The 13034-nt window shown below is 52.7% G+C and carries 10 protein-coding genes, 1 tRNA gene and 4 rRNA genes; 7 read left to right on the top strand and 8 right to left on the bottom strand.

Annotation, left to right across the window (positions count from 1 at the left end; translation table 11 throughout):
- Positions 1-33 precede the first annotated feature (33 nt).
- The 6 genes from ACMYSP_RS14940 (at position 34) to ACMYSP_RS14915 (ending at position 4995) form a co-directional block, all read left to right on the top strand.
- Positions 34-276 carry a DUF997 family protein gene (locus ACMYSP_RS14940; protein ID WP_123756259.1) on the top strand — a complete coding sequence of 81 codons (243 nt, stop codon included), beginning with the start codon at positions 34-36 and terminating at the stop codon, positions 274-276.
- On the top strand, positions 266-1717 hold the full coding sequence (panF, locus tag ACMYSP_RS14935; RefSeq protein WP_123756258.1) for a sodium/pantothenate symporter: 1452 nt from the start codon (positions 266-268) through the stop codon (positions 1715-1717). The genes ACMYSP_RS14940 and panF overlap by 11 nt, the downstream gene beginning before the upstream one ends.
- Positions 1718-1728: 11 nt before the next feature.
- Positions 1729-2610 (top strand): 50S ribosomal protein L11 methyltransferase, encoded by an 882-nt coding sequence (prmA, locus tag ACMYSP_RS14930; protein WP_434582845.1) that lies wholly within the window; start codon positions 1729-1731, stop codon positions 2608-2610.
- A gap of 358 nt (positions 2611-2968) precedes the next feature.
- Positions 2969-3934, top strand: coding sequence for a tRNA dihydrouridine synthase DusB (gene dusB / locus ACMYSP_RS14925; RefSeq protein ID WP_434582843.1), 966 nt, complete (start codon positions 2969-2971; stop codon positions 3932-3934).
- A 23-nt stretch (positions 3935-3957) separates the two neighbouring features.
- On the top strand, positions 3958-4254 hold the full coding sequence (gene fis / locus ACMYSP_RS14920) for a DNA-binding transcriptional regulator Fis (protein WP_000462905.1): 297 nt from the start codon (positions 3958-3960) through the stop codon (positions 4252-4254).
- 519 nt (positions 4255-4773) lie between these two features.
- A complete protein-coding gene (locus ACMYSP_RS14915; RefSeq protein WP_434582818.1) occupies positions 4774-4995 on the top strand; it encodes a hypothetical protein in 222 nt (73 codons plus the stop codon).
- A 257-nt stretch (positions 4996-5252) separates the two neighbouring features.
- On the opposite strand, the gene rrf (ACMYSP_RS14910) is transcribed toward ACMYSP_RS14915, so the two are convergent.
- The 5 genes from rrf (ACMYSP_RS14910) to ACMYSP_RS14890 form a co-directional block, all read right to left on the bottom strand.
- Positions 5253-5368: ribosomal RNA gene (gene rrf, locus ACMYSP_RS14910) — 5S ribosomal RNA — on the bottom strand.
- Positions 5369-5405: 37 nt separating this feature from the next.
- Positions 5406-5481, bottom strand: a tRNA-Thr gene (locus ACMYSP_RS14905).
- A gap of 14 nt (positions 5482-5495) precedes the next feature.
- Positions 5496-5611, bottom strand: a 5S ribosomal RNA gene (rrf, locus tag ACMYSP_RS14900).
- A 94-nt stretch (positions 5612-5705) separates the two neighbouring features.
- Positions 5706-8610 (bottom strand): 23S ribosomal RNA (locus tag ACMYSP_RS14895).
- A gap of 232 nt (positions 8611-8842) precedes the next feature.
- Positions 8843-10384 (bottom strand): 16S ribosomal RNA (locus tag ACMYSP_RS14890).
- Together the 16S, 23S and 5S rRNA genes with 1 tRNA gene alongside form the textbook arrangement of a ribosomal RNA operon.
- Positions 10385-10851: 467 nt before the next feature.
- On the opposite strand from ACMYSP_RS14890, the gene ACMYSP_RS14885 reads away from it, so the two are divergent.
- Positions 10852-11406: a gamma carbonic anhydrase family protein gene (locus ACMYSP_RS14885; protein ID WP_434582817.1), complete on the top strand. Its 555-nt coding sequence runs from the start codon at positions 10852-10854 to the stop codon at positions 11404-11406.
- Here ACMYSP_RS14885 and ACMYSP_RS14880 read toward each other — a convergent pair.
- From ACMYSP_RS14880 to tsaC, 3 genes are read right to left on the bottom strand one after another with little or no spacing between them, the layout of a single operon-like run.
- Entirely contained in the window at positions 11382-11639 is a 258-nt protein-coding gene (locus ACMYSP_RS14880; RefSeq protein ID WP_434582816.1) for a DUF1488 domain-containing protein, read from the bottom strand. The genes ACMYSP_RS14885 and ACMYSP_RS14880 overlap by 25 nt on opposite strands.
- Positions 11636-12454: a shikimate dehydrogenase gene (gene aroE / locus ACMYSP_RS14875; protein WP_434582815.1), complete on the bottom strand. Its 819-nt coding sequence runs from the start codon at positions 12452-12454 to the stop codon at positions 11636-11638. The genes ACMYSP_RS14880 and aroE overlap by 4 nt, the downstream gene beginning before the upstream one ends.
- A 3-nt stretch (positions 12455-12457) precedes the next feature.
- A complete protein-coding gene (gene tsaC, locus ACMYSP_RS14870; protein WP_434582814.1) occupies positions 12458-13030 on the bottom strand; it encodes an L-threonylcarbamoyladenylate synthase type 1 TsaC in 573 nt (190 codons plus the stop codon).
- Positions 13031-13034: the final 4 nt, after the last annotated feature.

Here is a 13034-nt window from a genome sequence, read left to right as displayed (position 1 = left end):
TCCCCGCTTTCTTCATCCTCCCGGGACTTAAAAATGGACAAACGGTTTGTTCAGGCCCACAAAGAAGCGCGCTGGGCGCTGTGGCTGACCCTTCTCTATCTTGCCGCCTGGCTGCTTGCGGCTTACCTACCGGGTAATGGCATTGGTATCACCGGTCTGCCGCACTGGTTCGAAATGGCCTGCCTGCTGGTGCCCCTGCTGTTTACGCTGCTGTGCTGGGCCATGGTGAAGTTTATCTACTGCGATATTCCTCTGGAGGATGACGATGCAGCCTGAAGTGATCCTGCCGCTGGTTGCCTACCTGGTGGTGGTGTTTGGCCTGTCGATTTATGCGATGCGCAAACGCACGACCGGCACCTTCCTCAACGAATATTTCCTCGGTAGCCGTTCAATGGGCGGCTTCGTGCTGGCCATGACCCTGACCGCCACCTATATCAGCGCCAGTTCATTCATTGGTGGCCCGGGTGCGGCCTATAAATACGGGCTTGGCTGGGTCCTGCTGGCGATGATCCAGCTGCCTGCCGTGTGGTTGTCTCTGGGCGTGCTGGGAAAAAAATTCGCGATCCTTGCCCGTCGTTATAACGCGGTAACCCTCAACGATATGCTGTTCGCTCGCTACCAAAGCCGTCTGCTGGTGTGGCTGGCGAGCCTCAGCCTGCTGGTCGCGTTTATCGGTGCAATGACGGTGCAGTTTATCGGCGGCGCGCGATTACTGGAAACCGCTGCCGGCATCCCGTACGAAACCGGTTTGCTGATTTTCGGTATCAGCATCGCGCTCTACACCGCTTTCGGCGGCTTTCGCGCCAGCGTGCTGAATGATGCAATGCAGGGGCTGGTGATGCTGGTTGGCACCATCGTGCTGCTGGTCGGGATCGTTCATGCCGCGGGGGGGCTGAGCCAGGCGGTGCAGACCCTGGAACACATCGATCCGAAGCTGGTTGCTCCTCAGGGAGCAGACGATATTCTGTCACCGACCTTTATGACCTCTTTCTGGGTGCTGGTCTGTTTTGGGGTTATCGGGCTGCCGCATACGGCGGTGCGCTGTATCTCCTATAAAGACAGCAAAGCGGTGCACCGCGGGATTATTCTCGGCACCATCGTGGTGGCGATCCTGATGTTTGGTATGCATCTCGCCGGCGCCCTGGGACGTGCGGTGATCCCGGATCTGACGATTCCGGATCTGGTGATCCCGACGCTGATGGTGAAAGTACTGCCGCCGTTTGCCGCCGGGATCTTCCTTGCTGCACCGATGGCGGCGATCATGTCGACGATCAACGCGCAGTTATTACAGAGTTCCGCTACGATCATTAAGGATTTGTACCTGAACCTGCACCCGGAACAGCTGCATAACGAGAAACGCCTGAAGCGGATGTCAGCACTGATTACGCTGATTCTCGGCGCGCTGCTGCTGCTGGCAGCCTGGCGACCACCTGAGATGATCATCTGGCTGAACCTGTTAGCCTTTGGTGGCCTGGAAGCGGTGTTCTTATGGCCGCTGGTGCTGGGACTGTACTGGGAGCGTGCGAATGCGGCCGGTGCGCTCAGCGCCATGCTGGTCGGCGGCATACTGTATGCCGTCCTCGCCACGTTCAAGATTCAGTACCTGGGCTTTCATCCGATCGTGCCCTCGCTGCTGCTAAGTTTGCTGGCTTTTGTGGTGGGAAACCGTTTTGGTCAACCCGTACCACCGGCCCCTATTATGACTACTGACAAATAAAGAGTTTTGCTATGCCATGGATCCAACTGAAACTGAACACCACCGGCGCACACGCTGAAGAGCTGAGTGACGCGCTGATGGAGGCTGGTGCGGTCTCCATCACCTTCCAGGATACCCACGATACACCGGTATTCGAACCGCTGCCGGGCGAAACCCGCCTGTGGGGAGATACTGACGTTATCGGTCTGTTTGATGCCGAAAGCGATATGCATGAGGTCGTGGCTATCCTTGAGAACCATCCGCTGCTGGGGGCCGGTTTTGCGCATAAAATCGAACAGCTGGAAGATAAAGACTGGGAACGCGAATGGATGGATAACTTCCACCCGATGCGTTTCGGCGAGCGCCTGTGGATTTGCCCGAGCTGGCGTGACGTGCCGGATGAAAACGCGGTCAACGTGATGCTCGACCCGGGGCTTGCATTTGGTACCGGCACGCACCCGACCACCTCGCTGTGTCTGCAGTGGCTGGACAGCCTGGATCTGGCGGGCAAAACGATCATCGATTTCGGCTGTGGTTCGGGCATCCTGGCCATTGCCGCGCTGAAGCTCGGCGCAGCCAAAGCAATCGGCATTGATATCGACCCCCAGGCGATTCAGGCCAGCCGTGATAACGCCGAGCGCAATGGCGTCTCTGACCGTCTGGAACTCTATTTACCGCAGGACCAGCCAGACGCGCTCAGCGCCGATGTCGTGGTCGCCAACATTCTGGCAGGCCCATTACGTGAACTAGCCCCGTTAATCAGCGTGCTGCCCGTTTCAGGCGGTCTGCTGGGCCTTTCTGGTATTCTCGCCAGCCAGGCGGAAAGCGTCTGCGAGGCGTACATCGATCGCTTTGCTCTCGACCCGGTGGTGGAGAAAGAAGAGTGGTGTCGCATTACCGGCCAGCGCAAATAACTCTGCAGTGCGGCCTACGGGCCGCCCTTTGTTTCCAGTAACCGCTGAATGACGTCAAGAAATGAGAGCCAGATCGCATTACGAAGCGCTTTTTTGGCTACAAAAACAGCGTTTTATGCCGTCAATGGTCACCTTTTTCTAAGAAAAATCGAGAAGTTTTGCGATTTTATAAATGGGCACAAATTATCCGCTTTTGATTAAGATAATGATTAATATGATAATTTACTCACCTCTTTTATGCCGATACTGGATTCATTGATCTGTGACAGAGGATTGCTCAAAGTTTGGCCTTTCATCTCGTGCAAAAAATGCGTAATATACGCCGCCTTGCAGTCACAGTATGGTCATTTCTTAATTCATGCGCATCGGACACTATCAGCTCAGAAATCGCCTGATCGCAGCGCCTATGGCTGGCATCACTGACAGACCATTCAGGACGTTGTGTTATGAGATGGGAGCCGGTTTAACCGTTTCCGAGATGATGTCCTCTAACCCTCAGGTTTGGGAGAGCGACAAGTCCCGTTTACGGATGGTGCACGTTGATGAGCCCGGTATTCGTACCGTGCAAATCGCCGGTAGCGTACCGGAAGAGATGGCCGCAGCCGCCCGTATTAACGTGGAAAGCGGTGCCCAGATTATTGATATTAATATGGGGTGCCCGGCGAAAAAGGTGAATCGTAAGCTCGCAGGTTCAGCCCTCTTGCAGTATCCCGATCAGGTGAAGTTAATCCTGACGGCGGTCGTCAAGGCAGTGGACGTTCCTGTGACACTCAAGATTCGCACCGGTTGGGAGCCGGAACACCGTAACTGTGTAGAGATTGCCCAACTGGCCGAAGACTGCGGCATTCAGGCTCTGACCATTCATGGACGCACTCGCGCCTGTTTGTTCAATGGCGAAGCTGAATACGACAGCATTCGGGCAGTTAAGCAGAAAGTTTCCATTCCGATTATCGCGAATGGTGACATTACTGACCCGCTTAAAGCCAGAGCTGTGCTCGACTATACGGGAGCTGATGCTCTGATGATAGGACGCGCAGCTCAGGGAAGACCCTGGATCTTTCGGGAAATCCAGCATTATCTGGACACTGGAGAGCTGCTTGCGCCACTGCCACTGGCAGAGGTTAAGCGCTTACTTTGCGCACATGTTCGGGAATTGCATGACTTTTACGGTCAGGCAAAAGGGTACCGAATTGCGCGTAAACACGTATCCTGGTATCTCCAGGAGCACGCTCCAAATGACCAGTTTCGGCGCACATTCAACGCCATAGAGGATGCCAGCGAACAGCTGGAGGCGTTGGAGGCATACTTCGAAAATCTTGCGTAATGAAATAAAGAGCTGACAGAACTATGTTCGAACAACGCGTAAATTCTGACGTACTGACCGTTTCTACCGTTAACTCTCAGGATCAGGTAACTCAAAAACCCCTGCGTGACTCGGTTAAACAGGCACTGAAGAACTATTTTGCTCAACTGAATGGTCAGGATGTGAATGACCTGTATGAGCTAGTACTGGCTGAAGTTGAACAGCCCCTGTTGGACATGGTGATGCAATACACCCGTGGTAACCAGACCCGTGCGGCCCTGATGATGGGTATCAACCGCGGTACTCTGCGTAAAAAACTGAAAAAATACGGCATGAACTGATACTAATCAGTTAATTGCTTGTGATAAAAGGCGCTCTTCGGCATGGGGAAGCGCCTTTTTATTTTCTGGCTCCTCTCTCCCCTAAACATCCTTCTGCTGCAATACCATGTGCGACATGAAAGCGAATAAAACGCACATCACGCGATCGCTGGAAAAATATTAGCCTGCCCCAAAGAAGGTGGCCGGGAAGTCAATGTCGTGGATTCTGGGCGCTCTCATCGGCATGTGATACCTCAGCGCTGTTTAGCGGCTGATACCCGTCCTACTCAAGACCAGAGAGCTGAAGTATTAGTTTCAGACCTTTCACCGTACCTGGCTTACGAAGCCGTCAAAAATAGATCTCTTTGTTTCACTCTGCATATTTTCCTCATAATCCCACAGCCTTCTCCATGATATTTACGCTGGTCATAAATTGAGATTATTTCGCCTGCCGGGCCCTGATATTGCTGATGGTAAAATAACGCATTCCGTCATGTATCTGAATCGATACCACCAGGCGGTTTATTCAGAGGTCCTGTCATGAAAAAATTAATTATAGTGTCACTGCTGGCGACGTTACTCGCAGGCTGTGCTCACGATTCCCCCTGCGTGCCGGTCTATGATTCTGAGGGCAGACTGGTCCATACCAACACCTGTATGAAAGGGACCACCCAGGATAACTGGGAAACGGCAGGCGCTATCGCAGGCGGTGCTGCAGCCGTTGCTGGTTTAACCCTTGGCATTGTGGCGTTAACTCGTTAAGTTTGAGTACAGCGGCATACCGCCAGAATAAACAGCACATAAAACAAAGGGCCCCGTCGCAAGACGGAGCCCTTTTGTATTATGTGATGTCTGGTCATGATACTGCGGGCTTTGCTGCCCGTTCCTTCTTCGGGCCGCTGCTGCGCATCGTGCGCATTCGTTCCCGACGAACCTGAGCAACCGAAGAGTGCTTTACCGACAAACAACAGATAAACAAAAGGCCCAGTCTTTCGACTGGGCCTTTTGTTTTATTTGATGCCTGGCAATTCCCTACTCTCACATGGGGAGACCCCACACTACCATCGGCGCTACGGCGTTTCACTTCTGAGTTCGGCATGGGGTCAGGTGGGACCACCGCGCTCTCGTCGCCAGGCAAATTCTTTCTAAGTGCCGAACTTAAACCTAAAAACTGGTGCTGATACCCAGAGTCGAACTGGGGACCTCACCCTTACCAAGGGTGCGCTCTACCAACTGAGCCATATCAGCACACTAAATTTGATGCCTGGCAGTTCCCTACTCTCACATGGGGAGACCCCACACTACCATCGGCGCTACGGCGTTTCACTTCTGAGTTCGGCATGGGGTCAGGTGGGACCACCGCGCTATCGCCGCCAGGCAAATTCTGTTATCAGGATGCTAAAAGCACCCCAACTAATCTGTATCAGGCTGAAAATCTTCTCTCTTGTCCACCAAAACAGCTTTGGCGTTGTAAGGTTAAGCCTCACGGTTCATTAGTATCGGTTAGCTCAACGTATCGCTACGCTTACACACCCGACCTATCAACGTCGTCGTCTTCAACGTTCCTTCAGGACTCTCAAGGAGTCAGGGAGAACTCATCTCGGGGCAAGTTTCGTGCTTAGATGCTTTCAGCACTTATCTTTTCCGCATTTAGCTACCGGGCAATGCCATTGGCATGACAACCCGAACACCAGTGATGCGTCCACTCCGGTCCTCTCGTACTAGGAGCAGCCCCCCTCAATTCTCCAGCGCCCACGGCAGATAGGGACCGAACTGTCTCACGACGTTCTAAACCCAGCTCGCGTACCACTTTAAACGGCGAACAGCCGTACCCTTGGGACCTACTTCAGCCCCAGGATGTGATGAGCCGACATCGAGGTGCCAAACACCGCCGTCGATATGAACTCTTGGGCGGTATCAGCCTGTTATCCCCGGAGTACCTTTTATCCGTTGAGCGATGGCCCTTCCATTCAGAACCACCGGATCACTATGACCTGCTTTCGCACCTGCTCGCGCCGTCACGCTCGCAGTCAAGCTAGCTTATGCCATTGCACTAACCTCCTGATGTCCGACCAGGATTAGCTAACCTTCGTGCTCCTCCGTTACTCTTTGGGAGGAGACCGCCCCAGTCAAACTACCCACCAGACACTGTCCGCAACCCGGATTACGGGTCTACGTTAGAACATCAAACATTAAAGGGTGGTATTTCAAGGTTGGCTCCACGCAGACTGGCGTCCACGCTTCAAAGCCTCCCACCTATCCTACACATCAAGGCTCAATGTTCAGTGTCAAGCTATAGTAAAGGTTCACGGGGTCTTTCCGTCTTGCCGCGGGTACACTGCATCTTCACAGCGAGTTCAATTTCACTGAGTCTCGGGTGGAGACAGCCTGGCCATCATTACGCCATTCGTGCAGGTCGGAACTTACCCGACAAGGAATTTCGCTACCTTAGGACCGTTATAGTTACGGCCGCCGTTTACCGGGGCTTCGATCAAGAGCTTCTCCTTACGGATAACCCCATCAATTAACCTTCCGGCACCGGGCAGGCGTCACACCGTATACGTCCACTTTCGTGTTTGCACAGTGCTGTGTTTTTAATAAACAGTTGCAGCCAGCTGGTATCTTCGACTGATTTCAGCTCCACGAGCAAGTCGCTTCACTTACCATCAGCGTGCCTTCTCCCGAAGTTACGGCACCATTTTGCCTAGTTCCTTCACCCGAGTTCTCTCAAGCGCCTTGGTATTCTCTACCTGACCACCTGTGTCGGTTTGGGGTACGATTTGATGTTACCTGATGCTTAGAGGCTTTCCTGGAAGCAGGGCATTTGTTACTTCACCACCGTAGTGCCTCGTCATCACACCTCAGCGTTAACAGAAGTCCGGATTTACCTAAACTTCCCGCCTACATGCTTAAACCGGGACAACCGTCGCCCGGCTAACATAGCCTTCTCCGTCCCCCCTTCGCAGTAACACCGAGTACAGGAATATTAACCTGTTTCCCATCGACTACGCCTTTCGGCCTCGCCTTAGGGGTCGACTCACCCTGCCCCGATTAACGTTGGACAGGAACCCTTGGTCTTCCGGCGAGCGGGCTTTTCACCCGCTTTATCGTTACTTATGTCAGCATTCGCACTTCTGATACCTCCAGCAACCCTCACAGGCCACCTTCAACGGCTTACAGAACGCTCCCCTACCCAACAACGCCTAAGCGTCGCTGCCGCAGCTTCGGTGCATGGTTTAGCCCCGTTACATCTTCCGCGCAGGCCGACTCGACCAGTGAGCTATTACGCTTTCTTTAAATGATGGCTGCTTCTAAGCCAACATCCTGGCTGTCTGTGCCTTCCCACATCGTTTCCCACTTAACCATGACTTTGGGACCTTAGCTGGCGGTCTGGGTTGTTTCCCTCTTCACGACGGACGTTAGCACCCGCCGTGTGTCTCCCGTGATAACATTCTTCGGTATTCGTAGTTTGCATCGGGTTGGTAAGTCGGGATGACCCCCTAGCCGAAACAGTGCTCTACCCCCGAAGATGAGTTCACGAGGCGCTACCTAAATAGCTTTCGGGGAGAACCAGCTATCTCCCGGTTTGATTGGCCTTTCACCCCCAGCCACAAGTCATCCGCTAATTTTTCAACATTAGTCGGTTCGGTCCTCCAGTTAGTGTTACCCAACCTTCAACCTGCCCATGGCTAGATCACCGGGTTTCGGGTCTATACCCTGCAACTTAACGCCCAGTTAAGACTCGGTTTCCCTGCGGCTCCCCTATACGGTTAACCTTGCTACAGAATATAAGTCGCTGACCCATTATACAAAAGGTACGCAGTCACCTAACAAGTAGGCTCCCACTGCTTGTACGTACACGGTTTCAGGTTCTTTTTCACTCCCCTCGCCGGGGTTCTTTTCGCCTTTCCCTCACGGTACTGGTTCACTATCGGTCAGTCAGGAGTATTTAGCCTTGGAGGATGGTCCCCCATATTCAGACAGGATACCACGTGTCCCGCCCTACTCTTCGAGTTCACAACGTGTGCATTTTAGTGTACGGGGCTATCACCCTGTACCGCCGGACTTTCCAGACCGTTCCACTAACACACGCGCTGATTCAGACTCTGGGCTCCTCCCCGTTCGCTCGCCGCTACTGGGGGAATCTCGGTTGATTTCTTTTCCTCGGGGTACTTAGATGTTTCAGTTCCCCCGGTTCGCTTCGTTAAGCTATGTATTCACTTAACGATAGTGTGTCGAAACACACTGGGTTTCCCCATTCGGAAATCGCCGGTTATAACGGTTCATATCACCTTACCGACGCTTATCGCAGATTAGCACGTCCTTCATCGCCTCTGACTGCCAGGGCATCCACCGTGTACGCTTAGTCGCTTAACCTCACAACCCGAAGCTGTTTCGTAAAACAGTTCGCATTGCGAAAATTTGAGAGACTCGAACACACCGTTTTTCCTTTCTTATTACGGAGAAAGGAAACAGTGTGTCGTTTCAATTTTCAGCTTGATCCAGATTTTTAAAGAGCAAAATTTCACAATGCACTTCATAGTACATTTTGAAATTTATCATTCATCAGACAATCTGTGTGGACACTACAAAGGCAGGTTCTTTCAGGTAAGGAGGTGATCCAACCGCAGGTTCCCCTACGGTTACCTTGTTACGACTTCACCCCAGTCATGAATCACAAAGTGGTAAGCGCCCTCCCGAAGGTTAAGCTACCTACTTCTTTTGCAACCCACTCCCATGGTGTGACGGGCGGTGTGTACAAGGCCCGGGAACGTATTCACCGTAGCATTCTGATCTACGATTACTAGCGATTCCGACTTCATGGAGTCGAGTTGCAGACTCCAATCCGGACTACGACATACTTTATGAGGTCCGCTTGCTCTCGCGAGGTCGCTTCTCTTTGTATATGCCATTGTAGCACGTGTGTAGCCCTACTCGTAAGGGCCATGATGACTTGACGTCATCCCCACCTTCCTCCAGTTTATCACTGGCAGTCTCCTTTGAGTTCCCGGCCGGACCGCTGGCAACAAAGGATAAGGGTTGCGCTCGTTGCGGGACTTAACCCAACATTTCACAACACGAGCTGACGACAGCCATGCAGCACCTGTCTCAGAGTTCCCGAAGGCACCAAAGCATCTCTGCTAAGTTCTCTGGATGTCAAGAGTAGGTAAGGTTCTTCGCGTTGCATCGAATTAAACCACATGCTCCACCGCTTGTGCGGGCCCCCGTCAATTCATTTGAGTTTTAACCTTGCGGCCGTACTCCCCAGGCGGTCGACTTAACGCGTTAGCTCCGGAAGCCACTCCTCAAGGGAACAACCTCCAAGTCGACATCGTTTACAGCGTGGACTACCAGGGTATCTAATCCTGTTTGCTCCCCACGCTTTCGCACCTGAGCGTCAGTCTTTGTCCAGGGGGCCGCCTTCGCCACCGGTATTCCTCCAGATCTCTACGCATTTCACCGCTACACCTGGAATTCTACCCCCCTCTACAAGACTCAAGCTTGCCAGTTTCAAATGCAGTTCCCAGGTTGAGCCCGGGGATTTCACATCTGACTTAACAAACCGCCTGCGTGCGCTTTACGCCCAGTAATTCCGATTAACGCTTGCACCCTCCGTATTACCGCGGCTGCTGGCACGGAGTTAGCCGGTGCTTCTTCTGCGAGTAACGTCAATCACCAAGGTTATTAACCTTAATGCCTTCCTCCTCGCTGAAAGTACTTTACAACCCGAAGGCCTTCTTCATACACGCGGCATGGCTGCATCAGGCTTGCGCCCATTGTGCAATATTCCCCACTGCTGCCTCCCGTAGGAGTCTGGACCGTGTCTCAGTTCCAGTGTGGCTGGTCATCCTCTCAGACCAGCTAGGGATCGTCGCCTAGGTGAGCCATTACCCCACCTACTAGCTAATCCCATCTGGGCACATCTGATGGCATGAGGCCCGAAGGTCCCCCACTTTGGTCTTGCGACGTTATGCGGTATTAGCTACCGTTTCCAGTAGTTATCCCCCTCCATCAGGCAGTTTCCCAGACATTACTCACCCGTCCGCCGCTCGTCACCCAGAGAGCAAGCTCTCCTGTGCTACCGCTCGACTTGCATGTGTTAGGCCTGCCGCCAGCGTTCAATCTGAGCCATGATCAAACTCTTCAATTTAAGTTTGATGCTCGTGAATTAAACTTCGTAATGAATTACGTGTTCACTCAGAGACTTGGTATTCATTTTTCGTCCGAGGACGTTAAGAATCCATGTCACTTTGAGTGCCCACACAGATTGTCTGATAAATTGTTAAAGAGCAGTGCGACGGCGCTTAGCGCTCTGTCGCGAGGTGGCGTATATTACGCTTTCCTCTTTCAGAGTCAACCTCATTTTTCAGAAGTTTTCTCTTTCTGACCCGGCTTACTCTGTGAAGTTGTTCACATTTGCCGTGACAGTGGGAGCGCATTATAGGGATCCGATTTTTTTGCACAAGCCTTTTATCGATCTTTTTTTCCAAGTGATGGTTTTTCACCCTTTTCGCGGTGTTATTACCCAATTCGCTCAGTTTTTACCACAATAAAGGGTTGCAGATGGCCTTAAAAGCCACCAAAGTCTTTATACAACCCTAGTTTATTGAGGTAATCATGTCCGCCAATTTACGTCCGTATAAAGATTTGTTCCCGCAAACCGGCCTACGCGTCATGATCGATGCGACCAGTGTGGCGATCGGCGATGTCCGCCTGGCTGACGATGTAAGCATCTGGCCACTGGTCGCTATTCGCGGGGATGTTAACTATGTAGAAATCGGCGCCCGCACGAACATTCAGGACGGGAGCGTTCTGCACGTCACCCACAAATCATCATACAACCCGCAGGGAAATCCACTGCTGATCGGCGAAGACGTCACCGTTGGTCACAAGGTGATGCTGCATGGTTGCACTATTGGCAATCGAGTCCTGGTCGGGATGGGTTCAATTTTACTGGATGGCGTAGTGATAGAAGATGATGTGATGGTTGGTGCTGGTAGTCTGGTACCACAAAATAAACGTCTGGAAAGTGGCTATCTCTATTTCGGTAATCCGGTAAAACAAATTCGCCCCCTGACGGAGGCGGAACGGGCAGGCCTTCTGTATTCAGCCAACAACTATGTGAAGTGGAAAAACGATTATCTGGATCAGGAAAACCAGATCCAGCCTTGATCGTCTTCTTGCTGGTCGCGGATCAATTCATCAGCTTCTTCTTCCAGATCCCAGCGATGCTCGCGGAACGCGTCCAGCCACTGCCCCGGCTCATCACCACCAAAGCGCTGCTTTAATATCGCGCCGCGGATTGCACATGTGAGCTGAAACCCATGTACCAGTGCCGGGAAGGTGACACATTGCCGGCCACTATCCCACTCTTCCCGATCGGGAAACTGGATAGCCTGATTCACGCGTTCAGTTCCTGATCCAGTGCCTGGATAACCGGTGCAATTTCCGGCAGGACGCCATGCCAGAGCAGTACCGCGTGAGCAGCCTGTGCCACCAGCATCCCTAAACCATCGGCATACATTTTAGCGCCATGCTGCTGACACCAGCACAGAAACGGCGTGCTGCCTTTCTGGTAAAACATGTCATAGCAATGGACCTGGGCATTTATTAATGAAGCAGGGATGGCTGGCACTTCGCCGCTGATTCCGCTGGAGGTCGCATTGATAATGAGGTCAAACTCATGTCCAGCCAGCGACTCCATCTCCAGAGCACAAATACTGCCGGTGTGTGCAAACAGTGTTGCCAGCTCCTGAGCACGAGAGAAAGTACGGTTAACAATCGTCACCGCACAATCCAGTGACAGAAGCGGCAGTAGAACACCACGCGATGCACCACCCGCACCGATGAGCAGTACCCGATAACCTGGCTTAATAAATCCTAGCCTCTCCAGATCGCTCAACAGCCCAATCCCGTCAGTGTTATCCCCTAACAAACGCCCGTCCTCCAGTCGCTTCAGGGTATTCACCGCACCGGCTAACGCCGCGCGTTCAGTGAGCTCATCCGCACGGGCAAACGCTTCTTCCTTGAACGGGACGGTAATATTCGCCCCTTTCCCGCCTTCAGCAAAGAAAGCATTCAGAGTGTTAATAAAACCGTCGGTCGGCGCCAGTATGCGGCCATACGGGTGAGCAATCTGCAGTTGCTGTGCAAAACGCTGGTGAATAGAGGGGGACTTGCTGTGAGCTATCGGATTTCCGAAGACTGCATAGGTTTCCATTATTTACCCCTGGCGAAAGCGTTCACCCGTCAGGGCATCGCGAATTTCAGACGGGTTTTGACGGCCGCCTGTCGGACCATCAACTACCGGGAAATCAGCGCCAAACTGCGCCAGAACCTCTGCCGTAGTGCGGCAAGGAGGCTGACCGGATAAATTGGCACTGGTTGAGACCAGCGGCTTACCATAAGCCTCGCAGAGCGCGATCACCAGCGGATGATCGCTAACACGCACGGCCAGAGAATCAAAGCGGCCGGTTAACCAGCGAGGGGTTGAAGCATTAGCAGGGAAAACAAAGGTTACGGGACCAGGCCAGCAGGCGTAAATCGTCGCACGCTGTTCGTCATTGAGCTGCGAATCATCAATATAAGGTTTCAGTTGCTCAAAGTTCGCGGCGATCAAAATGAGACCTTTATCGACGGGACGCTGTTTGAGCTCCAGCAGACGCATAACAGCCTTTTCGCTATCAGGATCGCAACCAACACCAAAAACGGCTTCTGTCGGATAGGCGATGACATGTTCATTATGTAGAACCGCCACGGCATGGGCGACGGTTTCTGAGTGCAGGTTATTATTCACTGAT

The organism is Klebsiella sp. R390 (genome assembly GCF_051131745.1).
GTDB lineage: Bacteria > Pseudomonadota > Gammaproteobacteria > Enterobacterales > Enterobacteriaceae > Klebsiella.
Note: the sequence above shows the minus strand (reverse complement) of the source record. Positions and strands in the feature narration are given on the sequence as shown.

What these genes read in the sequence shown, in the direction of transcription:
- aroE (WP_434582815.1), bottom strand. Translation starts at nt 12,454, where the DNA reads ATGGAAACCTATGCAGTCTTCGGAAATCCGATAGCTCACAGCAAGTCC.
- dusB (WP_434582843.1), top strand. Translation starts at nt 2,969, where the DNA reads ATGCGCATCGGACACTATCAGCTCAGAAATCGCCTGATCGCAGCGCCT.
- ACMYSP_RS14885 (WP_434582817.1), top strand. Translation starts at nt 10,852, where the DNA reads ATGTCCGCCAATTTACGTCCGTATAAAGATTTGTTCCCGCAAACCGGC.
- panF (WP_123756258.1), top strand. Translation starts at nt 266, where the DNA reads ATGCAGCCTGAAGTGATCCTGCCGCTGGTTGCCTACCTGGTGGTGGTG.
- fis (WP_000462905.1), top strand. Translation starts at nt 3,958, where the DNA reads ATGTTCGAACAACGCGTAAATTCTGACGTACTGACCGTTTCTACCGTT.
- ACMYSP_RS14940 (WP_123756259.1), top strand. Translation starts at nt 34, where the DNA reads ATGGACAAACGGTTTGTTCAGGCCCACAAAGAAGCGCGCTGGGCGCTG.
- ACMYSP_RS14915 (WP_434582818.1), top strand. Translation starts at nt 4,774, where the DNA reads ATGAAAAAATTAATTATAGTGTCACTGCTGGCGACGTTACTCGCAGGC.
- prmA (WP_434582845.1), top strand. Translation starts at nt 1,729, where the DNA reads ATGCCATGGATCCAACTGAAACTGAACACCACCGGCGCACACGCTGAA.